Below are 26,459 nucleotides of genomic sequence, written 5' to 3'. Positions count from 1 at the left end.
TGCCCGCTTCCACGCCATCGCTGTCGAAACAGGACGGTTATTCATGAAGACCTTGACGAAACTCGGCGCGTTCGCGCTCGCCCTGGTGCTGGTGCTCGGGAGCGCCTACACCGTCGGCCGCGTGGTCGGGCCCCCGCCGACCGCCGCACCCGCGCCCGCACCCGCCGCCAAGCCGGCCGCCGTGGCCGAGGAGTCCTCGTACGGCCTGACCCTCAACCACGAGAGCATGAACCTGAAGGTGATCACGGACAACGTCCGGGCGGGCACGAGGCAGACCTTCGCCTTCCAGATCCTGCAGCACGACGGCACGCCGCTGGTGAAGTACAAGCCGCAGCACGAGAAGCTGATGCACCTGATCGTGGCGCGGCGCGACCTGACGAACTTCCAGCACGTCCACCCGAACCTCGGCGCGGACGGCGTGTGGCGGGTGCCGCTGACCTTCGCGGCGGCGGGCGAGTACCGGGTCTTCGCCGACTACATGCCGCTGTGGGGCATCCACGGCGAGACGCTCGGGGCGGACGTGTCGGTCTCGGGCGACTACCGGCCGGAGGCGCTGCCCGCGCCGTCGACCACCTCGACGGTCGACGGGTACACGGTGACCCTCGGCGGCGAGCTCAAGCCCGGCAAGAGCGGCAAGCTGACGCTCAGCGTCGCGAAGGACGGCAAGCCGGTCACCGACCTGGAGCCGTACCTCGGCGCGTTCGGGCACCTGGTCGCGCTCCGCGACGGCGACATGGCGTACCTGCACGTCCACCCCGACGGCACGCCGGGCGACGGGAAGACCCCGCCCGGCCCGGACATCCTGTTCCACGCCACCGCGCCCAGCTTCGGCGACTACCGGCTGTTCCTGGACTTCCAGCACCAGGGCGTCGTGCGCACGGCGTCGTTCACCCTGCGCGTGAACGGCCCCAACCCGCCGCCGCACGGCCTGACCGAGGAGGCCTTCGCGGCGGCCAAGGCCCGCAACGAGGAGGCCGTACGCAACGGCGGAGCGGCTGTCCCCGCCGACACGACCGGCGGCGGCACCGAGGGGGGCACCGAGCATGGCCACGGCTGAGAACCACCTGGAGCTGCTGATCGGCGGCATGACGTGCGCGGCGTGCGCGGCGCGCATCGAGAAGCGCCTCAACGACATCGACGGGGTGGAGGCGACCGTCAACTACGCCACCGAGAAGGCGAAGGTGCTCCTCTCGCCCCAGGTCTCGCGGGAGACGGTGATCGCCGCCGTCGAGGAGATCGGCTTCACGGCCCGGCCGGTGCAGCCGCCCGCGGGGACGACGGTGGACGCTCCGGATCCGGCGGCCGAGGAGGAGGCCGAGCACGACCGTGAGCTGCGGGCGGCCCGCCACCGCCTCTGGGTCGTCGCCGTGCTGGCGGTGCCGGTCATCGCGATGTCGATGTTCTCCCAGCTCCAGTTCGAGTACTGGCAGTGGGCCTGCCTCACGTTGAGCGCGCCGGTCGTGGTGTGGGGGGCGTGGCCGTTCCACCGGGCCGCCTTCGCCAACCTGCGGCACGCCGCCGCCTCGATGGACACGCTGGTCTCGGTGGGCACGCTCGCCGCGTTCGCGTGGTCGCTGTACACGCTGTTCCTCGGCACCGCCGGCGAGCCCGGCATGCGGCACCCGTTCCGGATCACCCTGGAGCGGATGCCCGGTGAGGGCAACATGTACCTGGAGGTCGCCGCGGGCGTGACCCTGTTCATCCTCTGCGGCCGGTACTTCGAGGCCCGCGCGAAGCGCCGCTCCGGCGCCGCGTTGCGCGCGCTGCTGTCGCTCGGCGCCAAGGACGTGACGGTGCTGCGCGACGGCGCCGAGGCGATCGTGCCGATCTCGGCACTCGCGGTCGGCGACCGGTTCCTGGTGCGCCCGGGCGAGAAGGTGGCCACCGACGGCGTGGTGGAGGAGGGCTCCTCCGCGGTCGACGCGAGCATGCTGACCGGCGAGTCCGTGCCCGTCGAGGTGGGGCCCGGCGACGAGGTCGTCGGCGCCACGGTGAACGCCGGCGGGCGGCTCGTCGTCCGCGCCACGCGGGTGGGCGGCGAGACGCAGCTCGCGCAGATGGCCAAGCTCGTCGAGGAGGCGCAGACCGGCAAGGCCGACGTCCAGCGGCTCGCGGACCAGGTGTCGGCGGTGTTCGTGCCCGGGGTGATCGCGCTGTCGCTCGCCACGCTGGGCTACTGGCTCGGCTCCGGCCAGCCGGCGGCGGCCGCGTTCACGGCGGCGGTGGCCGTGTTGATCATCGCCTGCCCGTGCGCGCTGGGGCTGGCGACGCCGACCGCGCTGCTGGTCGGCACCGGCCGGGGTGCCCAGCTCGGCATCCTCATCAAGGGACCGCAGGTGTTGGAGTCCACGCGGACCGTCGACACCGTCGTGCTCGACAAGACCGGCACGGTGACCACCGGCGAGATGTCCGTCGTGGAGGTCGTCCCCGTCGACGGGGAGAGCGACGTCAAGCTGCTGCGACTCGCCGGCGCCCTGGAGACCGCGTCGGAGCACCCCATCGCCCGGGCCGTCGTCGCGGGGGCCAGGGACCGGTGCGGCGAACTGCCCCCGGTCGCGGACTTCTCCAGTGAGACCGGAGTCGGCGTGCGCGGCACGGTCGACGGGCACGAGGTCATCGTCGGGCGGGCGTCGCTGCTGGGCGCGTGGGCGACCGAACTGCCCGCGGAGCTGACCGCCGCCAAGGCGACCGCCGACGCGGCGGGCCGTACGTCGGTCATGGTCGGCTGGGACGGCGCCCTGCGGGGGATGCTCGTCGTGTCCGACCGGGTGAAGCCCACCAGCAGGGCGGCGGTGGCGCAGTTCAAGCGGCTGGGCCTGCACCCGATCCTGCTGACCGGCGACAACGCCGCGGTCGCGGCGGCGATCGCGGCGGAGGTGGGGATCGACGACGTGGTCTCCGAGGTCCTTCCCGCCGGGAAGGTCGAGCTGGTCAAGCGGCTCCAGGCCGACGGCAAGGTCGTCGCGATGGTCGGCGACGGCGTCAACGACGCCGCCGCGCTCGCGCAGGCCGACCTGGGCATCGCGATGGGCACCGGCAGCGACGTGGCGATCGAGTCGGGCGACCTGACGGTGGTACGCGGGGACCTGCGGGTGGTCGCGGACGCCATCCGGCTGTCGCGCCGCACCCTCGGCACGATCAAGGGCAACCTGTTCTGGGCCTTCGCGTACAACGTCGCGGCCATCCCGCTCGCGGCGAGCGGGCTGCTCAATCCGATGCTGGCGGGTCTGATCATGGCCGGCAGTTCGGTGTTCGTGGTGTCGAACAGCCTGCGGCTGCGGCGGTTCAAGGCGCTCGCGGGCAACGAACTCCCGGACCGGGCCGACACGACCGAGGCGTCGCGCGCCCCGATGGTCACCGCCTCCTGACGCGTCGAACGGGCACGTCCGCACGGAAAGAAACGGAGCCGCACCATGGCCGAGCCGAGCCGGCTCGCGGAGGATCCTCAGCTCCTGCTGCTGCACGCGGCCGGTCTCGGCCGGACGAGCTGGGACGCCGTCGTCGAACGCATCCCGGGCTTCGCCCGGACCCTCGCGATCGACCTGCCCGGTCATGGCAGCGTGCCGGGGCTCGCGTACGGCCGTGACGTCGTGCCGAGGCTCGCCGAGCACGTCGCGGAGCGGATCGCCGCGCTGGGGCTGCGCAGGCCGCACGTGGTCGGGCACTCGCTCGGCGGGGTGATCGCGCTCGAACTGGCGCGTCGGGTGCCCGTGGCGGCGGTGACCGCCCTGTGCAGCATCGGGTTCCGGGCGGTCTGCCACGCCTCGATGTGCGTGGTGCGGACCCACGCGATGCTGCGGATGACCGGCGCGGTGGGGCCGAGGACGCGGGGGCGGCTGCTCAACAGGGGGGTGGTCCGCAGGATGGTCATGGGCAGCGTGTCGGCCCGGCCCGCCGCCCTCCGGCCGGACGTGGCCGCCGCCGACGTGACCTCGATGATCACCAGTGACCTGTCCGCCCTGAGCCGGTACGCGGGGCTCTACTCGTTCCGCGCCGACGCCACCGACACGACGCCGGTGAACCTCGTGTGGGCCGACCAGGACCGCGTGGTCCCGTTGCGCGACGCGCTCCGGGCCCGGCGGGTGCTCCCGAGGGCGCAGCACTTCGTCATCCCCGGCAGCGGTCACTTCGTCGTACGCGACGACCCGCACGGCGCCGCTGCCGTCATCCACGCCTGCCACATCCAGGTGCTGCGGGAGAGACAGGCCGAGAGCCGCAGAGGAGCCCGCGGAAATGTGAACCCACAGCGCGGTAATTGAGCTGGCAATTTGGCCCCGCACATCTGTCGGGGCGGGAACTGTTGACCGACCGGACGCGACTACTGAGGTAGTCGAACCCCGGGACCACCGCTCAAAGGAGTGCGAATGAAGATCACCCCGCAGGCTGGAAAGAAGTTCGGCGTGATCGTGGAGGGTTTCGACGCGGAAACCGCCTCGGCGCAGGACATCGTCGAGCTGAAGAAGGCCATCTACTCGAACAAGATCGTCGTACTGAAGAACCAGGACCTGTCACCGCAGCAGTTCCTGGCGCTCGGCCAGCGGCTGGGCCGGGTCGCGGAGTACTACGAGCCGGTCTACCACCACCCCGAGGTGAAGGAGGTGTTCGTCTCCTCCAACGTCAAGGAGGAGGACGGCCGCCAGATCGGGGTGCCGAAGACCGGCAAGTTCTGGCACTCGGACTACCAGTTCATGCCGCGCCCGTTCGACATCACCATGATCTACCCGCAGGTCGTGCCGTCGAAGAACCGTGGCACCTACTTCATCAACCTGGCGACGGCCTACGAACAGCTCTCCGAAGAGCTGAAGCTGGCCGTCAAGGACACCACGGCGACGCACAGCGTGCTGCGGTACTTCAAGATCCGGCCCACCGACGTCTACCGGCCGATCTCGGAGATCATCGACGAGGTCAACGCGAAGACCCCGCCGGTGACGAGCCCGCTCGCGTTCCCGCACCCGCACACGGACGAGACCCTGCTGTACCTCAGCGAGGGCTTCACCCTGTCGGTGCAGGACGCGGACGGCAACGACCGGCCGGAGCTGCTGACGGAACTGCTCACGGCCACCGGTCAGCTCGACCGCACCTACCAGCACGAGAACATCCACCTCCAGACGTTCGAGAAGGGCGACATGCTCCTCTGGGACAACCAGAGCCTGGTCCACCGGGCGCTGCACACCGCGACGCCGGAGCCGGCCGTGTCCTACCGCGTCACCGTCTACGACGACGTGGACGCGGCGGCCTGATCCGGCACGGACGCTTATTCCGCAGTGGGATCCGGCGGCGTCGGCCGTCGGATCCCACCGGTGTCCACATCGCACAAGGTCGAGAGGCATGACGTGGCAAACCAGTTGACGGCGGCGACGATCCGGGCGGACGTCGCCGAGATGCTCCACCGTCGCCCGGACGAGAGCTTCGACACGGAGGACCTGTTCGACTGCGGCCTGGACTCGGTGCGGTTGATGACGCTCATCGAACGGTGGCGCGACGCCGGGGCCCGGGTCAGCTTCGTCGACCTGGCCGAGCGGCCGACCGTGGAGCACTGGGTGAAGCTGCTGGTGGACCGGGATGACTGAGCCGCTGCCGTTGGGCGCCGCCCAGGAGGGGATCTGGACCGGTCAGCAGTTCGACCCGGACAGCCCCGCCTTCAACACCGCCGAGTACGTGGAGATCCGCGGCCCGGTCGACGTGCGGCTGCTGGAGACGGCGGTGCGCGGGGCGGTCGGCGAGGCCGAGGCGCTCAACGTCGTGTTCGAGGAGGACGCCGACGGCCGCCCGTGGCAGCGTCCCCGCGCGAACGACGGGTCGTGGCCCCTGCACCTGGTCGACACCAGCGCCGAGGCGGATCCGCTCGCCACCGCGACGGCCTGGATGCGCGCGGACCTCGACACCCCCGTCGACCTGCGCAAGGACCCGTTGTTCCGGCAGGCGTTCCTCCGGCTCGGCCCGGACCACCTCCTGTGGTACCAGCGCGTCCACCACATCGCCCTGGACGGGTACGGGCTGTCGCTGGTCGCCCGCCGGGTGGCCGAGCTCTACACCGCCCTCGTCGAGGGGCGGGAACCACCGCCCCGCACGTTCGGGTCGCTGTCCGCCGTGGTCGACGAGGACCGGGCCTACGCCGACTCGGACAGGTACGCCGCCGCGCGCGAGCACTGGACGTCGCGGGCGCAGGGCAGGCCGGCGCCGGTGGTGCTCGCCCGCCGCACGGGGAAGCTGGCGCGGACGGTGCGCCGCGCCACCGCGGACCTCGACGCCGCCGGCATCGACGCGTTGAAGGCGGTCGCCAGGGCCACCGCGACCACGTGGAGCGAGACCGTCATCGCGGCCTTCGCGGCGTACCTGCACCGGATGACCGGCGCGGACGAGCTGACGCTCGCGCTGCCGGTCATGTCGCGGCTCGGTTCGGTGTCGCTGCGGGTGCCGTGCATGGTCACCAACGTCGTGCCGCTGTGGGTCCGCGTCGAGCCCACCGCCACGCTGGCAGACCTCACCGCGCAGGTCGCGGCGGAGCTGCGGGCCGGGCGCCCGCACCTGCGCTACCGCTACGAGCAGCTGCGCCGCGACCTGAGGATGGTCGCCAGCGAGCGCAAGCTGTTCGGCCCGTCGGTCAACATCATGCCGTTCGACTACGGCCTGCGCTTCGCCGGGCACCGGGGCGTCGTGCACAACGTCAGCGCCGGGCTCGTCGAGGACCTGGTGGTCCACGTGTACGACCGGGCCGACGGCAGCGGGCTGCGCATCGTCCTCGACGCCAACCCGAACTGCTACGACGACGAGGAACTCACCGGTCACCTGACCCGGTTCCTGGCCTTCCTGCGCCGTGTGACCGACGCCGCCGACACTCCGGTCGCCGACGTCGACCTGCTCCTCGACGGCGAGCGCCGGCTGCTGCTGCAGGAGTGGAACGACACGGCCCGGCCGCTGCCGGCGGTCACCGTGCCCGCGCTCTTCGCGGCACAGGCCGCCGCCACGCCGGACCGTACGGCGCTGGTGGCCGGCGACGCCACGCTGACCTTCGCCGAACTCGACCGCCGCGCCGACCGCCTCGCCCACCTGCTCGTCGCCCGGGGGGCGGGCCCCGACCGGCACGTGGGGCTCCTGCTGCCCCGCACCTCGGAGGCGATCGTGGCGCTGCTCGCCGTGCTCAAGGCCGGCGCCGCGTACGTGCCCGTCGACCCGGACCTGCCCGCCCGGCGGGTCGCGGCGATGCTCGCCGACAGCGCACCCGTCGTGCTGCTCGCCACCGAGGCGCTGTGGGCCGGCCACCGGCAGTCGGAGGTCCCGGTCCTGCTCGTGGACGCCCCCGCGACCGTCGCGGAGCTGGCCGGGGCGCCCGACGCGCCCGTACCGGACGCCGGCCTCGCGCCGGAGCACGCGGCCTGCCTCATCTACACCTCCGGCTCCACCGGCGTGCCGAAGGGCGTCGTGGTCGAGCACCGTGGGCTGGTCAACCTCTTCCACCACCACCGCGACACGATGATCCGGCCGGCGGCCGGCGGCCGGGTGTGCCGGGCCGCGCTGTCCGCGTCACTGTCGTTCGACACGTCGTGGGAGGGGCTGCTGTGGCTGCTCGACGGCCACGAGCTGCACTTCGTCGACGACGACCGGCGTCGGGACCCCGCCGCGATGCTCGACTACGTCGACCGGCACGGGATCGACTTCATGGACATCACCCCCACGTACGCCGAGGAGCTGGTGGCGAACGGGTTTCTCGACGCCGGCCGGCACCGGCCCGCCGTGCTCGCGCTCGGCGGCGAGGCCACCGGCCCCGCGCTCTGGACGGCCCTGCGCGACGCCGGCATGACCGTCTACAACCTGTACGGCCCCACCGAGTGCACGGTCGACACCCTCTGGTGCCGGCTCGCCGACAGCGCCGAGCCGATCGTGGGCCGGCCGCTCACCAACACCAGGGCGTACGTGCTGGACCCGGCGCGCAGGCTCGTGCCGCCCGGCACGGTGGGCGAGCTGTACTTCGCCGGGGCGCCGGTCGCCCGCGGCTACCACGAGCGCCCCGAGCAGACCGCGGAGCGGTTCGTGGAGGATCCCTTCGGGCCCCCGGGCGGCCGGATGTACCGCACCGGCGACCTGGCCCGCTGGCGGCGCGACGGCACCCTGGAGTTCCTCGGCCGCGCGGACGACCAGGTCAAGATCCGTGGCTTCCGCATCGAACCGGGGGAGATCGAGGCGGTCCTGCTCGCCCACCCGGCGGTCGCCCAAGCGGCGGTGGTGCCCCGCGAGGACGCGCCCGGTCAGGTGCGGCTCGTCGGCTACGTCGTGCCGGCGGGCGACACCGCGCCGGAGCCCGCCGCGCTGCGGCAGTTCGTGGCGGAGCGGCTGCCCGACTACATGGTGCCGCCCGCGTTCGTCGCGCTGGAGGCGATCCCGCGTACCACGAACGGCAAGCTCGACCGCGCCGCGCTGCCCGCGCCGGACCTGAGCGCGACCGTCGGCGGCCGCGCGGCGCGCGACCACCGCGAGGCGGTCCTGTGCGGTCTCTTCGCCGACCTGCTCGGCCTGCCGGAGGTCGGCATCGACGACGACTTCTTCTCGCTCGGCGGGCACTCCCTGCTCGTCGCCCGGCTGATGGGTCGGGTACGCGCGGAGTTCGGCGTGGAGATCAGCATCCGGACGGTGTTCGAGGCGCCGACCGTCGCGAAGCTCGCGCCGGCGCTCGCCACGGACACCGGCGGTGGCTCCACCGAGGTGCTGCTCCCGTTGCGGACGCGGGGGAGCGGGCCGCCGCTGTTCTGCGTCGCGCCGGCGACCGGGCTGGCGTGGTCGTACGCCGCGCTGCTGGCGAGCCTGCCCGACCGCCCGGTGTACGGGCTCCAGTCGGTCGCCGCCACGGACTGCGCGAGCGTCGCCGACCTGGCCGCCGACCACGTGCGCCGCATCCGCGAGATCCAGCCCGCCGGGCCCTACCACCTGCTCGGCGCGTCGTTCGGCGGCCTGGTGGCCCACGAGATGGCCACGCAGCTCGCGGAGTCCGGCGAGCAGGTGGCCCTGCTCGCGCTGCTCGACTCGTTCCCGGTGCCGGCCGCCTGGCGGGAGCTGCCGCCGCCCGGCGAGCACGACGCCGCCGCCGCGGTGCTCGGCCAGGCCGTGCTCGGCGGCCTCGACGAGGCGCAGCGTCGCCTCGCGTACGACGCCTTCGCGCGCAACTCGCGGCTGGCCGTCGGCTGGACGCCCCGGCGCCTGCGCGGCGACGTTCTGGTGATCGAGGCGACCGACGGCAAGACACCGGACTGGCCCGGCCCGCAGAGCTGGGAGCCACACGTCGACGGGCGCATCGACGTGCACCGGCTCGACTGCACCCACGACGGCATGCTCGCCGCCGGTCCCCTGGCGCGGGTCGGCGCCGTACTCCCACCTGTCGGCGACCTTCGGAGGGCAGCATGAGCGAACGGCGTGAGTGGCTCGGACTCGGCGCGGTCCTGGCCGCGACGTTCATGACCCAGGTGGACGGGTTCGTCGTCAACGTGGCCAGCCCGTCCATCCAGCGCGACCTCGACGCGGGCTTCGACCAGATCCAGTTCGTCGGCGCGGCGTACGTGATCGCGTTCGGGGCCCTGATGGTCACCGGCGCGCGGCTCGGCGACCGGGTGGGGCAGCGCACCGTGTTCCTCTGGGGCGTCGCCGGCTTCACGCTCACCTCGCTCCTGTGCGGCATCGCACCGGACGCCGACCTGCTCATCGTGGCCCGGTTCCTACAGGGCGCCACGGCGGCGTTCATGGCGCCCCAGGTGCTCGCGATCATCCGGGCCACGATGCAGGACCCGGACCGGCTGGCGAGGGCCATCAGCGTCTACGGCGTCGTCATCGGCCTGGGCGTGATCAGCGGCATCGCGGGCGGCGGCCTCATCGTCGAGGCCGACATCCTCGGCCTCGGCTGGCGGCCGGCGCTGCTCGTCAACGTGCCGGTCGGGATCGTCATCCTGGCGCTGGGCGGGATCCTGCCGCGTACCGTGCCGAAGGCGCCGCACCGGCTCGACCTCGCGGGCGCGGCGCTCACCATCGTGGCGGCGCCCGCCCTGCTCGTGCCCCTGGTCTTCGGGCCGGACGGCCCGGCGTGGCTGTGGCTCGGGGTGCCCATCGCGCTCGCCGTGGCCGTCGTGCTCGTGAACCAGCAGCGGCGCCTGCACCGCGAGGGCGGCGAGCCGCTGTTCCCGCCGCGGGTCGTCACCGCCCCCGGGATGCGGCTGTCCCTGCTGACCGTGCTGGCGCTGTTCGCCACGAACTCGGGGCTCTTCCTCGTGTTCACCTACTACCTGCAGACCGGGCTGCGCTTCACGCCGCTCACCGCGGCGCTGATGTTCGTGCCGCTCGGGATCGGCTTCTCGCTGGGCTCGGCGGCGAACCGGCGGGTGGGGCGCCTCGTGACGACACCGACCCCGGTCTGGGGCTGCGGCCTGCTGGCCGCCGTCCTGCTGGCGAGCGCGGGGGTCGTCCAGGCTCCCGAGTCCGCGCAGGCACCGATGCTCGTCGCGGTGGTCACCCTGGCCGGCTTCGGGCAGGGCCTGGTCGTCTCACCCCTGGTGGCCGGGATCCTCGGCCGGGTCAGGCCCGCCGAGGCGGGCGCGGCGTCCGGCATGGCGACCACCGTGACGCAGTTCGGCCTGGCGCTCGGGGTCGCCGTCGCGGGGGTCTGCTACCGCACCGTGCTCGGCGCGACGCCCGGCGACCCCGACGTGCCCTTCGCCGACCACGCGACGGCCTTCGCGGTCACCGCGCTCCTGCTCGCGGCCTCCGCGACCTGCGCCGGCCTGGTCAGTGTCCGTCTGCACCACCTGCCCGGGCCCGCAGCCAAGGCAGCGGAACCGGAAGCGGCGGCGGCGCCGTCGCCCGTCGCCACGTCAACTGTTCGGAGGACCGGATGAATCTCAAGCGTTTCCCCCTCGCGGCGGCCGTCGCCGCCCTGCTTCTCACGACGGCCTGCACGGCGGCCAGGAGCGAGGCCGACAAGTCGAACGACCCGCCGAAGGCGGGCTACCCGGTGACGATCACCAACTGCGGCAAGGAGTACACCTACAAGCAGGCGCCGAGCCGCGTGGTCGTGATGAACGGCGGGTCGGTCGCGGAGGTCTCCGCGCTGCTGGAACTCGGCGTGGCCGACCGGATCGTCGCCAACGCGCAGTCCTACGGCGCCTCCGAGGTGGACGGCCGGGTCGACGCGATCAAGAAGCTGCCGACGGGGAACATCAAGCTCAACGACATGTCGGACATCCCGCGCGAGGCCATGATCGGGCTGACGCCCGACTTCGTGATCTCCACCTACGACGGGGGCTTCCGCGCCGAGGCGGGCTTCGCCACCCGCGACGACCTCGCGGCCGTCGGGGCCAACACGTACGCCCCGAAGAGCTCGTGCGGCGAGGTCGGCACGGTCTCCGGCACGCCGACCGTCGAGGACAGCTACGCGCTGCTGCGCGACCTCGGCGCCATCTTCGGGGTCTCCGAGCGCGCCGAGAAGATTATCGCCGACTCGAAGGCGCAGATCGCCGCCGTCGGGGCGAAGACCGCGAACCTGCCGAAGCAGAAGGTCATGCTGATCATCCCCGGCATGGCGATGGGCGGGGAGTTCAGCTCCGTCGGCGGCAACGGGATCTGGAACGACATCATGGCCAAGGCGGGTGCGGTGAACGCCTTCGAGGGCGCCACCGACCAGATGTTCGCCAACCTCTCCCGCGAGCAGGTCGCCAAGGCCGACGTGGACGTCCTGCTCGTCGTGAACTACATGTCGAAGGATCCGGACGCGGACGCGAAGAAGCTGCTCGCCCAGTTCCCGCAGTGGGACGCGGCGAAGAACAACCGCTACGTCGTGTTGTCCGACTCGATCTACCTCGGCCCCAGCAATCACCTCGCGGTCTCCAAGCTCGCGCAGGCCGCGCACCCCGAGGCGTTCTGAGCGCCATGACCACCTTGTCGCGTTCCACGAACGGCCGGGTGTCGGCCGCGCCCAAGCGCAGCACCACCCGGCCGGCCCCACTGCACGGCGCGCCCCTCCCGCTGTGCCTGCTCGTGCTCGGCGTACTGCTGGTCGTCCTGATCCTCGTCGCGGCGGCCGTCGGCTCGGTGCCGGTCTCCATCGGCGACACCGGCCGGATCGTCTGGGCGCACCTGACCGGGGCGACCCCCGCCGTAGATCCGGCCCACGACCAGATCGTCTGGACCTTCCGGATCCCACGGGTGCTGCTGGCCGCGCTGTGCGGCGCCGGGCTCGCGGTCGCGGGCGTCGTGCTGCAGGCCCTCGTGGCCAACCCGCTCGCCGACCCCTTCATCCTCGGGGTGTCGGCGGGCGGCTCGGTCGGCGCCGTCACCGTGATGGCGCTGGGCGCGGGCGCGGCCGGCGGACTCGGGGTGTCGGGCGCGGCGTTCGTCGGCGCGATGCTGGCGGTGGCGCTGGTCTTCACGCTCGGGCAGCAGCACGGCCGGCTCAACCCGGTCCGGCTCGTGCTCGCGGGGGTCGCGATCAGCTACGTGTTCACCTCGATCACGAGCCTGCTCCAGTTGCAGACGACGCCCAACAACATGCGCCAGATCATGTTCTGGCTGCTCGGCAGCGTCGCGGGCGCCCGCTGGGAGCAACTCCAGGTCGCGGGCGTCGTCGTCCTCGCGGTGACCGTGCTGCTGACCCTGTACGCCCGGCAGTTCAACGCGCTCGTCACCGGCGACGAGTCGGCGACCGCCCTCGGGATCGACGTCAAGCGACTGCGGATCGTGTCGATCGTCCTGACGTCGCTGCTGGCGGGCGTGCTCATCGCCGTGGCCGGCGGCATCGGCTTCGTCGGGCTGATGGTGCCCCACCTGGTGCGGCTCGCATTCGGCGTGGACCACCGCCGGGTGCTGCCCCTCGCCGCCCTCGTCGGTGCGGTCTACCTCGTGATCGTCGACCTGCTGTGCCGGACGGTCGACCCGCCGAACGAGTTGCCCCTCAACATCCTGACCGCCCTCTTCGGCGCACCGTTCTTCATCTGGCTGATGCGCCGGGATAGGAGCCTGTCCCACTCATGAAGCTTCAGGTGCAGCAGGTGTGCGTCTCCATCGGCGGTACGCCGATCCTCCGCGACGTCAGCATGGAGGTGGCGCCCGGCGAGGTCGTCGGCCTGATCGGCCCCAACGGCAGCGGCAAGTCCACGCTCCTGCGGACCATCTACCGGTCGGTCCGGCCCGCCGGCGGGCAGGTGCTGCTCGGCGACGACGACGTCTGGTCGCTGTCGGCGCGGGCGGCCGCGCGGCGGACCGCCGCCGTGTTGCAGAACAGCCCCACCCCGCCGGGCCTGACCGTGCGGGAGGTCGCCGCGCTGGGCCGGACGCCGCACAAGGGCGTGTTCGACCGCGAGACGGCCGACGACCACGACATCGTCGTCGACGCGCTGGAGCGCACCGGCATGCTGGGGCACGCGGAACGGATCTACGGCTCGCTGTCCGGCGGTGAGCGGCAGCGGGTGCTGCTCGCCCGGGCGCTGGCGCAGCAGCCGCAGCTCCTGGTGCTCGACGAGCCGACCAACCACCTGGACATCCGGGCCCGCTTCGAGCTGCTGGAACTGGTGCACACGCTGGCCGTCACCACGCTGGCGGTGCTGCACGACCTGGACCTCGCGGTGCGCAGCTGCGACCGCCTCGTCGTGCTGGACCGCGGGGAGGTGGTCGCGTCGGGGCCGGTGCTGGAGGCGCTCACGCCCCAGGTGCTGTCCGGGGTCTTCGGGGTCACCGCCGAGACGGAACGGCACGACGACGGGGTCGTCCGCGTCACGTACGGCGCCCGGCCACTGGCCAGGGCCGGCGGCTGAGTAGGGGTGCGGCGGGTGTGCCCGCCGCCCGGCCGGGCCTGGCCGGGCGGCGCCTCGCCCGGCGGCCGGCGCGCGCCGGGCGCGCGTCCGTCGGCGGACCCGGCGCCGGTCTTCCCGCGCCCGTGCGCCTGCCGCGGCGCCGCGCTGCCCCCGGCACGCCCGACACGCTGGCCCGGCCGGTTCCATCGAATTCTGGTTCCCGGCGATGAGGCCGGCTGGACCGCCACTGGAGTCCGTTCTTCTCGGCATTCCGTACGATTACCGTGAATTCATGTCGGAGTCACTGGAAGAAAGTGCGGTCACGGCTCTGGCCCTGGCCGTCGGGCGCGGCGACCGTTCCGCGGCGGATCCCTTCGTCCGCAGCACGCAGCGTGACGTCTGGCGGTTCCTGGTCTACCTGGTGGGGCACGCCGAGGCCGAGGACCTGACGCAGGAGACGTTCGCCCGCGCGCTGGGCGGCGCGCACCTGTTCACCGGACGCCACCACGCACGGTCCTGGCTGCTGGCCATCGCACGGCACGTGGCCGCCGACCACTTCCGCGCCGCCGCGAGCCGGCCCCGGGTCGTGTCCGACCAGGACTGGCAGGCCACCGCGGAGCGCTCCGGGGCCCACCACCTGCCCGGCGTGGACGACACGGTCGCGCTCAACCTGGCGGTACGCACGCTGCCCGCGGCCCGCCGCGCCGCGTTCGTGCTCACCCAGGTCGTCGGCCTCGGATACGCGGAGGCGGCCGAGTTGTGCGGCTGTCCCGTCGGCACGATCCGCTCCCGCGTCGCGCGGGCCCGCCGCGACCTCGTGTCGGTCCTGGCGCCGGCCCCGCGGCGGCTTCCGGCGCTGCCCCGGTAGCCCATCGCCGCCCCGCGGCGGCCCCGCGTCAAATGTCCCTACTAGAGGATATGACGTGACGGTGGCAAATGTTCCCTAGCATCGATTAGGACCCTTTCGCGCTGCGGTGGCCAGGGGCGAACGGCTTGACGGCCGTCATTTTTTTGTGGAAAGGTCGACCCTCAAGGGGGAAGGTGTCCGTAGGGGCACATCGCAATTCGGGGCCGGGAATCTGTCAAAACGTTTGCGTTGCGTAACAACTTTGTGGGCTGCGGCGCCTGTCGGCGTCCGATCGGCCGCACCGGGTTTCTACGCGGGTCGACGTGGCCATTCCCGTCGTCGGGTCGATCGCTGGGGAGAGTGTGTCGTGGTTGTTGGATCGACGCCCGTTAGCGGGCATCGTGGCCGCCGGGGGGCCGGCCACACCGGGTGCGGGGCGAGTTGGCCTCTGGGCGTACGCCGGCTGCGCTAGAGCAAACGAGAGCGCTACTGCCGTGAACCTCTCCGTCACACCAGGGCGCTCATCATCGCGAGGGGCCGCGCCGCTACCGGCGCCCCGGCTCGCGATGGGCGTCGTCACCGCCGTCTTCGCAAGCATCAGTCTCATCGGTTTTCTCCACGTCATGTTCCTGCCGGTCGGACCGGTCGCCATCGCGCTGTCGTTCACCTGCATCGCCGTGCTGATGGCGATGCAGTTGCTGTGGTACGGCCGGGACAACGGGCGCCTGCGTACGCCGCTGGGCTACGGCGTCCTCGCCACCCAGGCCGCGCTGGTCTACCTGCCGATCCTGGCCTTCGGCCAGGCGTGGGTCGGCATGCCGGGCTTCCTGGCCGGCAGCGTGCTGCTCGTGCTGCGGGCGGTCACGGCGTGGGTGGCCTTCGCCCTCATCGTCGCCTCGATGGCCGTCGCCCAGTGGATCTTCACCCACGCGCCGATCGACATGCTCTACACCGCGATCTCCACCGTCACGACGGGGCTCGTGGTGTACGGGCTGTCCCGGCTGACCGCCCTCGTCGTCGAGGTGCAGGAGAGCCGCGCGGAGATCGCGCGCATGGCGGTGCTGCGGGAGCGGCTGCGCTTCGCCCGCGACCTGCACGACCTGCTCGGCTACAGCCTGTCCGCCATCTCGCTGAAGATCGAGCTGGTGCACCGGCTGATGGAGAAGTCACCGCAGGAGGCGAGCGACCAGCTGCTGGAGATCCTGGAGATATCGCGGGTCGCGCTCTCCGACGCGCGGACCGTCGCCAGCGGCTACCGCGAGCTGTCGCTGGAGGAGGAGTGCCGCTCCGCCGTGTCCGTGCTGTCCGCCGCGGACATCCAGGTGCGGCTGGACAGCGACCACCTGGACCTGCCGGTCCAGGTGAGCACGGTGCTCGCCACGGTGCTGCGGGAGGGGGTGACCAACATCCTGCGCCACAGCAAGGCCAAGCGCTGCGACATCACCATCCGGCAGACGCAGGACGATGCCTGGATCGAGATCGTGAACGACGACCTGCCCGTCGGGCCGCCGCGGGATCCGGGCAGCGGTCGCAACGGGCTGCGCAACCTGTCCGTACGCGCCGAGGAGATCGGCGGCTCGCTGACGGTCGACCAGCAGCCGGACCAGTTCCGTCTCTGCGCCAAGGTGCCGCTGCGGCTGGAGCGCCACGGGGCGACCCGGTCACAGCCAGCCGGCCTCCCGGGCGACCCGGATGGCGTCGACGCGGTTGCGCGCGGAGAGCTTGTTGACGATCGTGGTCAGGTAGTTGCGGACGGTGCCGACTGACAGGAACATCTGCGCCGCGATGTCGACGGCCTGGAGTCCCTCCGCCGTGAGGCGGAGGACTTCGGTCTCGCGCGCCGTGAGCGGGCACTCGGCGCTGTCCCAGGCGGACATGGCGAGCTGGCTGTCGACGACCCGACGGCCGGCGGCGACGCTGCGGATGGCGTCGACCAGCTGCTCGGTCGGGGCGTCCTTCAGCAGGAAGCCGGTCGCCTTGGCGGACAACGCCCGGCGCAGGGTGCCCGGTCGGCCGAGCGCGGTCAGGACCAGGGTGCGGATCTCCGGCAGGTGGGCCTGGATGTCGGCGATGGCGGAGAGCCCGTCCTTGCCCGGCAGGTCGATGTCGATCACGGCGACGTCGGGCCGGAACCGCTGCGCCATGGGCAGGATCTCCGTGCCCGAGGCGACCGCGGCGACGACCTCGATGTCCGGCTCCAGGTTGAGCAACGCGACCAGCGCATCTCGGACCATGTGCATGTCCTCGGCCAACAACACCTTGATCAACTTGGCATCCCCTGTCGGGCCGGCGCAATTAACCCCGTTCTATCACGCGCCCGCACACATCATGAATGCTCTTTTCGCGCCCGCGCGCGGGGTGCCGCAAAGCCATTTCCGACGGTCGACCGGCCCATTCACATTCCGTGTACGCCCAGATACTCCTCGTTACAGGAAATGTCGTTTTCGGGTAGTCCGACGGCAAATTCACCAACACCGACCTCCGCCGGCCAGTCGAGCCCGAACGCCGATGCGGAAAGCCTGGCGTCGCCCATGGTGAGCGCGCACGTGGCGAGCCCGAGCATCGTGGCGACGAGGCAGAGCGTCTGCTGGAGCATGCCGACGTGCTTCAGGGTGGTGGCGTAGGAGATGCTGTCGTACACCCAGGAGAGCCGGCCCACCCGCGCGGTCATGGTGATCAGCACGGGCGGGGGGCGCCGGCCCCCGACGGACACGCGGGCGTTGTCGAGCAGCTCGTCGACGTCCGCCGGGCTGGCGTTGACGAGGGTCAGCGCGTGTTCGACCGGGCTGTAGTGGTAGATCCCGCGCCCCAGGTCCGGGCAGCGGTCCACCGTCAGGTACAGCTCCAGCTCGTACAGCGAACCCGCGCTGGGATACGGCCGCCGCGTCACCGTGTACCGCACGTTGTCGGGAGCCGTGGCCACCGTCTGCATCCGGACCCTCGCCGCGTGGAACAGCAGTTCGCCGAGTTCGCGGGTCGACGGTGCCGCCTCGGCGAACGTGCGGGTGGACCGGCGCCGGTCGACGGCCTCGGTGAGCGTCATCCCGTGCGGAACCGTGACGGGCGGCCGGTACATCGGGATCCGTGGCCCGGCGGGCGCCGGCCTGACGGCGGGCGGTGGCGGCAGGGTCGCGACGTGACGGAACGTCGCGCCGGCGGGGTCGTCGTGCGTGCCGAGCCTGCTGCGCGAGTGGAACAGCAGGTCGTACGGCGACCACATCGCCAGCGTGGGGTCGGAGTCCTCGTGGAACCGCGACGTGCCGTCCTCACCGACGACGACCATGCCCGCGCCGACCAGGTAGGCGACGACGTCGGCCACCCCCGGAAGCGCCAGGCCGACCCGCCGCGCCACCTCGACGACGGTGGTCGCGCGGGGGAGCGCGCCGAGCATCAGGGACACCTGCGGCCGGTGCAGCACCACCCGGTGGTGCGACAGCGGGGACTCGAGCACCAGCTCCCCGTCGCGCTGGTGCGCGAACGCGAAACGGGACAGCCTGACCGGTTGGTCCTCGGGCACCTCCGGCAGCTCGAACACCCCCAGCGGGGACACCGGCTGGACGGACAGCAGCGGCACCGGCGAGTCCCGCGAGCCGAGCGAGCGCACTATCCGGCCGGGCAGCCGGTCGAAGACCGCCCGCAGGACACGCCCGTCCAGCCCGGCGACGTTGCCGAGCGCGACCGGCCCGTAGGTCATGCGGTGCAGGACCTCCTCGACGGCGGGCGCGGGCCGGCCCACCGGGACGTCGCCCCAGCGGGTGAGGATGGTCAGACTGCCGTCCTCTGCCGTCTCGATGGTCACGTCGTCCCGGAAGGACCACAGCGACAGGCTCGGTCCGGGGCGGGACGTGTCGGCGTCGGATGGCAACCTGGCTCCTCGACGGGCGTGGCCGGGCCACGTGCGCCCGCTCTACACGAAAAGTGGTATCGGGTTGAGGTTCTCGTACTCCGTGGGACGGTCGAGCCTGCCGAGCTGCACCGGGACGTCGAACAGTCTGCCCGGCGCGAACCTCGCCCAGAAGCCGCGCATCCCCGGCACGATGGCCTTCACCACGGGGAGCCCGACGTCCGGGCGGGTCTGGTCGAGCACGAGCACGTCGAGTCCCAGTGCCTCCAACCTGTGCTGAACCGAGCGGACATCGGACAGCAGATCATCCGTCGGGGTGTGGCGGTAGTCGCTGAGCCGGCGAGCCGGCACCGCCGGATCGGGTCGCAGGTAGGCGTCCCCGGCCCAGGTGGCGGTGCGCCACCACCGTACGGCGTCGGGATCGGACCAGCCGTACCCGTCGTCGTCGTCACCGCCGACCTCGGCCACGGTCGGCATCAACTGGTTCATCTCGGTGAGCGCGCGGACCAGCGCCGCCCGCGGGTCGGGATGGGTGCCGAAGCCGAACATGATGTCCTCGCACCGCTTGTCGGTGCGCCGGGACAGCGCGGCCATGGTGGGGATCCCGACGTCCGACGACACGTCCAGGACCCACACCTCGCGGTGCAGGCCCGCGTAGACCTCCCGCAGCTCGTCGATCCAGCGGTCGCGGAAGCTGTCCAGGTCCACGGCGGGGGCCTGGGTGCGGTTGTACCACCAGAGGGCCACCGCGTCGCGTTCCACCACCTCCAGCAGGCCCTGGAGCAGCGCGTCCTCCAGACTGCTGCCGGCGGCGTTGCCGTTGGAGTCCGCGCACAGCGACATGCCGCCGTGCTGCTCCGGCACGTTGAAGTAGAGCATCGAGGTGGGCAGCAGGCGGTGCCGCTGCTCGGTGAGCGACCACACCGGGGTCCAGCTCGTCACGGCCGCGTCGTCGAACGGCGCGCACACGTACTGGAACGGCGAGCAGGTGGCGTTCCAGCGGGCGCGGTCGGCGTACTGCCGCTCGTCGAACAGCAGACAGTCGTCGGGATGGATGGCGGTGCCGGCCAGCTCGGTGTAGCTGCCGGTCACCCGGGCCTCGTCGCCGTGGAAGTAGGCGCTGTGCCGCTCGACGGCCTCGCACAGCGCGCTCACCTCGGCGTGCAGGGGGGACACGCCCTTGCCGCCGTTCTCGGCCCGCAGCGCGAAACGCATCTGCTCGGCGTTCCTGCGCGTGGTCATCGCGAGGTTCGGGCCGGAGCGGAACGAGTTGAAGAAGGCCGGGCCCCGCCCGTCGCGGGTGATCTCCTTGACCACGCCGCTGACCGGGCTCACCAGATGCCCGTAGTCGCGCAGCACCTGCTCCGGCGGCAGGGCCCGGTGGCTGCCCCCGGAGCGGGACGCCTTCGGCCGGCTGCGCAGCGGCACCGGGCGGAACGCCCGGTCACGCTCGATGCCGGGGTCGCCGCACTCCGGGCACTGCGGCCGGGCGCGCACCTCGTGGTGGGCGCCGCGCAGGGTGACGCTGTCCAGCGTCCACACCGCGCGCTGCCCGTCGTGCCGGAGCCCGGCCGTCCACTTCGCGGCCTCCAACGCCACCAGGTGCAGGGCGGCGGCGCCGAGCGGGGGCAGCGACACCGGCGGAGTGCTGATCTCCGCGTCGGAGCCGACGACGGCGCGCAGGCGTGTCTCGGCCTGGCGGTGGCCGCGCAGCCGGTGCCCCAGGCAGTGCCAGCAGCCCGTCGCGGCGGCGGGGTCGAACACGGGCCCCACCCACACCTGTGCGCCGCCGGGCTTCGCGAGGAGCCAGGGCCGGCGTGCGGCGCGATGCGCGGCGTCGACGGCAGCCAACCCCTCGTCGAGGTAGTCCTCACAGAGCACAATCGATAAGTCGGTGGGCGAGGCCGATAAGTTCCCGGACATCCGCGTCACCGTCAGACCGGCCGCGCGCAGCGCGTCCTCCGCCGCCACGGCATCCTCCGCACGACCGCCGACGCGGAGGAGGTCGACCCGGGCGGCGGCGGTGGCCCGTACGGCGGCGGTGGGGTCCAGACCCGCCGACTCCCAGTACGCGAGCGCGGGCCCGTCGGCCTCCGCCTCCTGCGCGGGCCGCAGCGTCACCAGGCCGGCGTCGACGAGGCGCCGGACGACCGTGCCGATCTCGGCGGGCGACATCCCGGCAGGACTGTCCCGGACGAGTTCCGTCAGGTCCCGGGTGCCGTCGAGCAGCGGGGCCAGCGCCTCCACGTGCGCCCCGCTGACCGAGGTAGCTCCGCGCTCGGAGAGCAGGTAGACCGCGTCACCGCGTACCACGTGGGCCCGCAGGTGCCGTTTGAACCCGACGCGCAGCTGCGCATCCCCACCCGACATGGCTGCTCCCTGCTCGACCAGTGCCGCTCCAGCGACACTCCAGCGTGCCTCCAGCCAGCCTCGCGGCAGCGCAGGCTGCGGGCAAGTGCCGCGGTCACATGCTCCCCCCTCGTTTGGTCACGCCCGTCCATGACGCGGTCACTATCGGCTCGACCTTGACTTGGAATAGCGTGGAAGTCTGTCCTGACTCCCCCTGGTCGGAATCGTCGCTCCCGTCACGGAACCAGTACGCCGACACCTCTCGTCGGCGGTGGAAAGTGCGGTGGATCCGACTGATAGCGAGGTCGGCGAAATGATTACCAAGTTTGCGGAACTGGGATCGATGTCGCACGAGGAGAAACTGACGCTCCTCGCCGCGTTGCTGGAGTCGGCGGCCGACCCCGCAACGGAGGTCCGGCGCCCCGAGCCGCCGCCGGTCGTGCCGCCCCGGCACCCGGCGGGGAACCCCCTCGCCGGACTGCGGTTCGAACTGCTCGGACCGCTCGTCATCCGGCACGACGGGGTCGACATCGCACCGAGCGCACCGAAGCTGCGGCTGGTCCTGTCCGCGTTGCTGTTCAACGCGAACCAGCCGGTCGGCGCGTCGGTGCTCGTACGGGAGCTGTGGAGCACGGGGGCGCCCCGCACCGCCCACGCCACCCTCCAGACGTACATGTTCAAGGTGCGCAAGCTCTTCCGCGGCGTGCTCGGCGGCTCCGTCGAGGACATCGCGCGCGATGTCCTGCTCACCTGCTCCGGGGGCTACACGCTGCGGGTGGACCCGAAGCAGCTCGACATCGTCGAGTTCGACGAGCTGGTCACGGCGGGCACCGCGGCGATGCACGCGGGCGACTACGAGCAGGCGGGCGCGCACCTGCGCCGGGCGCTGGCGCTCTGGCGCGGCAACGTCGTGCACCAGGGGCAGTGGGGCCCGCAGCTGCGCGCCCAGGCCGCGCGGCTCGAGGAGCGCCGGTTCTACGCGTACACCACCAGGATCGACGCCGACCTGTGCCTGGGCCGGCACCGGGAGGCGACCTCCGAGCTCGCGTCGCTGGTCGTGGAGCACCCGCTGCACGAGTCGGCGCACACGATGCTGATGCTCGCGCTGCACCGGTCGGGCCGCACGCCGGCGGCGCTGGAGGTCTACCTGCGGTTCCGCCGGCGGATGATGGGCGAACTCGGCATCGAGCCCTCGGAGCGGATCCAGGCGCTGCACCTGGCGCTGCTGTCGACCGACCCGCTCCTGGCGGATCTGTCGCTCACCTCCGACATGCTGCTGGACCGGCTCGTCGGTCGGGTCCGCCAGGGGCGCCGGCTCAGTTCTTCCGCTGTTACCGGGTGATGGACCGGCCGCGATTACCTTCAATTTCGCACTCGTGCGCAAAGGAGGAATAGCAATGACCACATCGCCGGTGAAGAACAGTGCGCCTATCGGGCGTGCGACATTTGCCAACGACCCGGGACTGCTTTCGGACGTGCTGCGCCCGTACGCGAGGCCGAAGACCCAGTACCTGAAGTCCGCGACGGTCACCGTCGCCAACGGGCTGGCGAGCGCGGAGGGCGAGTTCGCCATCCCGTACCCGTGCTACATCGACGACACCGGTCACCTCAACTCGGTCGAGGTGAACATCTGCTTCAACCAGCTCATGTACTACCTGATCGCCAAGTGCGTCCAGGACCGGGCGGTTCCCGCGCTGGCCGCGTGGACGATGGACGACTACTGGGCCAAGCAGCTGCCGGACATGCTCATCGCGAACTTCACCAGCAGGTTCCGCCGGCCGATCGACTCGTCGTCGTTCCGCGGCGAGGTGTCCTTCGCCGAGTTCAGCGAGCGCAACCGCAGCAAGCCGGTCCAGATCATCGACATGCCCTGGCGCTTCTGGGACGGCAACGGCGGCATCGCCGACGGCGAGGTGCGGATGGCGCTGGTCAACCCGCCCGGCATGCGTTTCCAGGCCGACGCGGCCTGAGCCGCCCCGACCCCGCACGTCCCCTGAGGAGGACCCGGTGACTGTTCAGTTGCGCACCCTCGTCGACGTGGTGCGCAGGCACGCCGCCCAGCAGCCGGACGTCGTCGCCATGGTCTGCGAGGGCCGGCGCGTCGACTACGCCACCCTGCACCGCGTCAGCAACCAGGTCGCGCGCGGCCTCCAGGCGGCGGGCCTGGGCCCCGGCGACCGCATCGCGTACCTGGGCAGGGAGTCCGAGCACTACTACGAGCTGCTGTTCGGCGCCGCCAAGACGGGCGTGGTGCTGGTGCCGATCAACTGGCGGCTGGCCGCCGGCGAGGTCGAGCACATCCTGCGGGACTCCGGCGCCGCCCTGCTCTTCGTCGACGCGGACTCGGCCGCCACCGCCGAGAAGCTGGCGGCGGAGCTGCCGACGCTGACCGGGGTGGTCGGGCTGGACGAGCCGGGTGCCGCCGGCGCCGGCTTCACCGCCTGGGTCTCGGCGCAGCCGGACGCGAACGTGCTGGCCAGGGTCACCCCCGACACGCCGCTGGTGCAGATGTACACCAGCGGAACGACCGGGCTGCCGAAGGGCGTCGTCCTCGCCCACCGCAGCTTCTTCGCGGTACGCCAGGCGCTCGCCTCGGCGGAGCTGGACTGGATCGACTGGCGCGAGGGCGACGTCAGCCTCGTCGGCATGGCCGGTTTCCACATCGGCGGCCTGTGGTGGGCGACGCAGGGCTTCGTGTCGGGCGTGACGAACGTGGTGATGCGCGAGTTCACCACGGCGGGCGCGGTCGAGCTGATCAGGACGCTGCGCGTCACCACCGCCTGCCTGGTGCCCGCGATGCTGCGGCTGCTGCTGGCGGAGCCCGGCGTGTCGAGGGAGGACTTCACCTCGCTCCGCAAGGTGGTCTACGGCGGCGCGCCCATCTCGGCGGCGCTGCTGGCCCGCTGCGTCGAGGGCTTCGGCTGCGAGTTCGCCCAGATCTACGGCCTGACCGAGACCGGCAACACGGCCATCTGTCTGCCCCCGGCCGACCACACGCCGGACAGCGGCAGGATGCAGGCGGCGGGGCGCCCCTACCCGGGCTTCGAGGTCAAGGTCGCCGACGACAAGGGCAACCCGCTGCCGCCCGGCGAGATCGGCGAGGTCTGGCTGCGGACCCCGGCGGCGATGGTCGAGTACTGGAACATGCCCGAGGCCACGGCGAAGACGCTTGTCGACGGATGGGTCGTGACCGGGGACGCCGGCGTGCTGGACGAGGACGGCTACCTGTTCATCCGCGACCGGATCAAGGACATGATCATCGTGGCGGGGGAGAACGTCTACCCCGCGGAGGTCGAGCACGTCATCGGCCGCCACCCGCTGGTCGCCGAGTCGGCGGTCGTGGGGGTGCCCGACGAGCGCTGGGGCGAGGCCGTGCACGCGTTCGTGGTGCCGGTGGAGGGCCAGCAGCTCACCGAGAGCGACCTCGCCCTGCACCTGCGCGGCAAGCTCGCCGCCTTCAAGCAGCCCCTGCACTACGAGTTCATCGACCGGGTGCCCCGCAACCCCAGCGGCAAGATCCTGCGCCGTGAGCTGCGGGAGCGATTCTGGCAGGGTCACGAGCGCAGGGTGAGCTGAGCGCGATGACCGCGGCGACCATCGGGCGCGACACCCGCGCGCCGCTGTACCGGCCGCCCGGGCCGGCGCGGTGGCGTGGCGGCACGCCGCTCGACGCCCTCGCCGAGGTCGCCGCCATCCACCGTACGACGACCGCGGCGCCCGGAGAGACCGGACGCCGCGAACTCGTGGCGCGAGGCGTCGTAGACCACGTGCGGGTCGCGGGCGGCCCCGACCGCGCACCCGACCCCGGCGTGGTCGACGAGGTCGTCCGCCCGGAGGACATCCGGACCCGTCCCGTGTCCGCGCTCGCCGCCGGCCCCGTCCGGCGGCGCGGCGCGCACGGGCACGTCCCGCTCTGACACACGATCCCCTACCGGTCCGCTCTTGGAGTGACGTCGATGCCCGACAACGAGGAAAAGCTGCTCGACTACCTCAGGCGGACGACAGCGGAGCTGCGCGAGACGCGGCGGAAGCTGCGTGACGCGGAGGAGGCCGCGCACGAGCCCATCGCGATCGTCGGCATGGCGTGCCGGTATCCGGGGGGCGTGCGCACGCCGGAGGACCTGTGGGAGCTGGTCGCCGCCGGACGCGACGGGATCGGCGGCTTCCCCACCGACCGGGGCTGGAACGTGGGGGAGTTGTACGACCCGAACCCGGGCGCCCCGGGCCGGTCGTACACCCGGGAGGGTGGCTTCCTGCCCGACGCCGCGGACTTCGACGCCGAGTTCTTCGGGATCAGCCCGCGCGAGGCGTTGACCACGGACCCGCAGCAGCGGCTGCTGCTGGAGACCTCGTGGGAGGCGTTGGAGAACGCGGGCATCGACCCGGCGGGGCTGCGGGGCAGTGCCACCGGCGTCTTCGCCGGGATGATGTACCACGACTACGCGGGCAACAGCTCCACGGGTTCGATCGCCTCGGGCCGGGTGGCGTACACGTTCGGGCTGGAGGGGCCGGCGGTCACCGTCGACACGGCGTGCTCGTCGTCGCTGGTGGCCCTGCACCTGGCCGGGCAGGCGCTGCGCAACGGCGAGTGCGCGCTGGCGCTGGCCGGCGGCGTGACGGTGATGGCGACCCCGGAGACCTTCATCGAGTTCTCCCGGCAGCGCGGACTCTCGCCGGACGGCCGCTGCAAGTCCTTCGCCGCCGCCGCCGACGGGACCGGCTGGTCCGAGGGCGTCGGCGTACTCGTGGTGGAGCGGCTGTCGGACGCGCGGCGCAACGGCCACCGGGTGCTGGCGGTGGTCCGGGGCACGGCGGTCAACTCCGACGGGGCCTCGAACGGCCTGACCGCCCCGAACGGGCCGGCGCAGCAGCGGGTGATCCGGGCCGCGCTGGCCAACGCGCGGCTGTCGGCGAGCCAGGTCGACGTGGTCGAGGCGCACGGCACCGGCACCGTCCTGGGCGACCCGATCGAGGCGCAGGCGATCCTGGCCACCTACGGGCGGGACCGGGACCGGCCGCTGTGGCTGGGCTCGATCAAGTCGAACATCGGCCACACCCAGGCCGCGGCCGGCGTCGCCGGCCTGATCAAGATGGTGGGCGCGCTGCGGCACGGGCTGCTGCCGCGCACGCTGCACGTCGACGCGCCGTCCCCGAAGGTCGACTGGTCGGCGGGGGCGGTGTCGCTGCTGACCGAGCCGGTGGCGTGGCCCGCCGGCGACCGTCCGCGTCGTGCCGCCGTGTCGTCGTTCGGCATCAGCGGCACCAACGCCCACGTCGTGCTGGAGGAGCCGGAGCCGGCGGAGTCCCCCGAGCCGGTCGCCGCGGCCGAACCGCCGGTGATCCCGTGGGTCCTCTCCGGACGGACGCCGGAGGCGGTACGGGCACAGGCCGCGCGCCTGGCCGGCGCGGTGGCGGGCCGCGACCCCCACGACGCCGGGTTCGCCCTGGCCGTCGGGTTCACGCTGGCCGTGGGGCGCACCGCGTTCGAGCACCGCGCCGCCGTGGTGGGCCGCGACACCGAGGAGCTGGTACGCGCGCTGGAGGCCGGCGTGCAGCCGACCCCGGCGGGCACGGGCGGGCGGCTCGCGTTCCTGTTCACGGGGCAGGGTGCGCAGCGGTTGGGCATGGGCGCCGAACTCGCCGCCGCCTACCCCGT

General features: G+C 72.5%; 20 protein-coding genes. 17 read left to right on the top strand and 3 right to left on the bottom strand.

What is annotated here, in order from left to right:
• Positions 1-43: 43 nt before the first annotated feature.
• From ACFHW0_RS29945 to ACFHW0_RS29890, 12 genes are all read left to right on the top strand, one after another.
• A complete protein-coding gene (locus tag ACFHW0_RS29945) occupies positions 44-1,057 on the top strand; it encodes a hypothetical protein (RefSeq protein WP_416612989.1) in 1,014 nt (337 codons plus the stop codon).
• The gene (locus tag ACFHW0_RS29940; protein ID WP_416612988.1) at positions 1,044-3,368 is read left to right on the top strand and encodes a heavy metal translocating P-type ATPase; all 2,325 of its coding nucleotides are present in this window, start codon (positions 1,044-1,046) and stop codon (positions 3,366-3,368) included. The genes ACFHW0_RS29945 and ACFHW0_RS29940 overlap by 14 nt, the downstream gene beginning before the upstream one ends.
• A 45-nt stretch (positions 3,369-3,413) precedes the next feature.
• Positions 3,414-4,259: an alpha/beta fold hydrolase gene (locus ACFHW0_RS29935; protein WP_416612987.1), complete on the top strand. Its 846-nt coding sequence runs from the start codon at positions 3,414-3,416 to the stop codon at positions 4,257-4,259.
• A 105-nt stretch (positions 4,260-4,364) separates the two neighbouring features.
• Positions 4,365-5,240, top strand: a complete 876-nt coding sequence (locus ACFHW0_RS29930; RefSeq protein WP_416612986.1) for a TauD/TfdA dioxygenase family protein — start codon at positions 4,365-4,367, stop codon at positions 5,238-5,240.
• Positions 5,241-5,333: 93 nt separating this feature from the next.
• Complete coding sequence (locus ACFHW0_RS29925) at positions 5,334-5,570, top strand: phosphopantetheine-binding protein (protein WP_416612985.1); 237 nt, start codon at positions 5,334-5,336, stop codon at positions 5,568-5,570.
• Complete coding sequence (locus tag ACFHW0_RS29920) at positions 5,563-9,396, top strand: amino acid adenylation domain-containing protein (protein ID WP_416612984.1); 3,834 nt, start codon at positions 5,563-5,565, stop codon at positions 9,394-9,396. The genes ACFHW0_RS29925 and ACFHW0_RS29920 overlap by 8 nt, the downstream gene beginning before the upstream one ends.
• Positions 9,393-10,874 carry an MFS transporter gene (locus ACFHW0_RS29915; protein ID WP_416612983.1) on the top strand — a complete coding sequence of 494 codons (1,482 nt, stop codon included), beginning with the start codon at positions 9,393-9,395 and terminating at the stop codon, positions 10,872-10,874. Before ACFHW0_RS29920 ends, ACFHW0_RS29915 begins: the two co-directional genes overlap by 4 nt.
• Positions 10,871-11,899, top strand: coding sequence for an ABC transporter substrate-binding protein (locus tag ACFHW0_RS29910; protein WP_416612982.1), 1,029 nt, complete (start codon positions 10,871-10,873; stop codon positions 11,897-11,899). Before ACFHW0_RS29915 ends, ACFHW0_RS29910 begins: the two co-directional genes overlap by 4 nt.
• A gap of 5 nt (positions 11,900-11,904) precedes the next feature.
• A complete protein-coding gene (locus ACFHW0_RS29905; RefSeq protein WP_416612981.1) occupies positions 11,905-13,005 on the top strand; it encodes a FecCD family ABC transporter permease in 1,101 nt (366 codons plus the stop codon).
• Positions 13,002-13,784 carry an ABC transporter ATP-binding protein gene (locus tag ACFHW0_RS29900; RefSeq protein WP_416612980.1) on the top strand — a complete coding sequence of 261 codons (783 nt, stop codon included), beginning with the start codon at positions 13,002-13,004 and terminating at the stop codon, positions 13,782-13,784. Before ACFHW0_RS29905 ends, ACFHW0_RS29900 begins: the two co-directional genes overlap by 4 nt.
• 271 nt (positions 13,785-14,055) lie before the next feature.
• Positions 14,056-14,631, top strand: a complete 576-nt coding sequence (locus ACFHW0_RS29895) for a sigma-70 family RNA polymerase sigma factor (protein WP_416612979.1) — start codon at positions 14,056-14,058, stop codon at positions 14,629-14,631.
• 602 nt (positions 14,632-15,233) lie between these two features.
• Complete coding sequence (locus tag ACFHW0_RS29890; protein WP_416612978.1) at positions 15,234-16,376, top strand: sensor histidine kinase; 1,143 nt, start codon at positions 15,234-15,236, stop codon at positions 16,374-16,376.
• Here ACFHW0_RS29890 and ACFHW0_RS29885 read toward each other — a convergent pair.
• From ACFHW0_RS29885 to ACFHW0_RS29875, 3 genes are all read right to left on the bottom strand, one after another.
• Positions 16,272-16,877 (bottom strand): response regulator transcription factor, encoded by a 606-nt coding sequence (locus ACFHW0_RS29885; protein ID WP_121396253.1) that lies wholly within the window; start codon positions 16,875-16,877, stop codon positions 16,272-16,274. The two genes, ACFHW0_RS29890 and ACFHW0_RS29885, sit on opposite strands and share 105 nt — an antisense overlap.
• Before the next feature lie 128 nt (positions 16,878-17,005).
• Positions 17,006-18,475 carry a SagB family peptide dehydrogenase gene (locus ACFHW0_RS29880; RefSeq protein WP_416612977.1) on the bottom strand — a complete coding sequence of 490 codons (1,470 nt, stop codon included), beginning with the start codon at positions 18,473-18,475 and terminating at the stop codon, positions 17,006-17,008.
• Between the two features lie 42 nt (positions 18,476-18,517).
• Entirely contained in the window at positions 18,518-20,824 is a 2,307-nt protein-coding gene (locus tag ACFHW0_RS29875) for a TOMM precursor leader peptide-binding protein (RefSeq protein ID WP_416612976.1), read from the bottom strand.
• Positions 20,825-21,116: 292 nt separating this feature from the next.
• Between ACFHW0_RS29875 and ACFHW0_RS29870 the strand changes: the two genes are divergently transcribed.
• The 5 genes from ACFHW0_RS29870 to ACFHW0_RS29850 all read left to right on the top strand — a co-directional run.
• On the top strand, positions 21,117-22,145 hold the full coding sequence (locus ACFHW0_RS29870; protein ID WP_416612975.1) for an AfsR/SARP family transcriptional regulator: 1,029 nt from the start codon (positions 21,117-21,119) through the stop codon (positions 22,143-22,145).
• A gap of 55 nt (positions 22,146-22,200) precedes the next feature.
• Complete coding sequence (locus ACFHW0_RS29865) at positions 22,201-22,773, top strand: FcoT family thioesterase (RefSeq protein WP_416612974.1); 573 nt, start codon at positions 22,201-22,203, stop codon at positions 22,771-22,773.
• 37 nt (positions 22,774-22,810) lie between these two features.
• A complete protein-coding gene (locus ACFHW0_RS29860; RefSeq protein ID WP_416612973.1) occupies positions 22,811-24,379 on the top strand; it encodes a fatty acid--CoA ligase in 1,569 nt (522 codons plus the stop codon).
• A gap of 5 nt (positions 24,380-24,384) precedes the next feature.
• Positions 24,385-24,720, top strand: a complete 336-nt coding sequence (locus tag ACFHW0_RS29855) for a hypothetical protein (RefSeq protein ID WP_416612972.1) — start codon at positions 24,385-24,387, stop codon at positions 24,718-24,720.
• Between the two features lie 39 nt (positions 24,721-24,759).
• Positions 24,760-26,459 (top strand): type I polyketide synthase (locus ACFHW0_RS29850; RefSeq protein WP_416612971.1); only part of this gene is annotated, 1,700 nt, incomplete at its 3' end.

The organism is Micromonospora sp. LOL_025 (assembly GCF_048060285.1).
Taxonomy (GTDB): domain Bacteria; phylum Actinomycetota; class Actinomycetes; order Mycobacteriales; family Micromonosporaceae; genus Micromonospora.
Note: the sequence above shows the minus strand (reverse complement) of the source record. Positions and strands in the feature narration are given on the sequence as shown.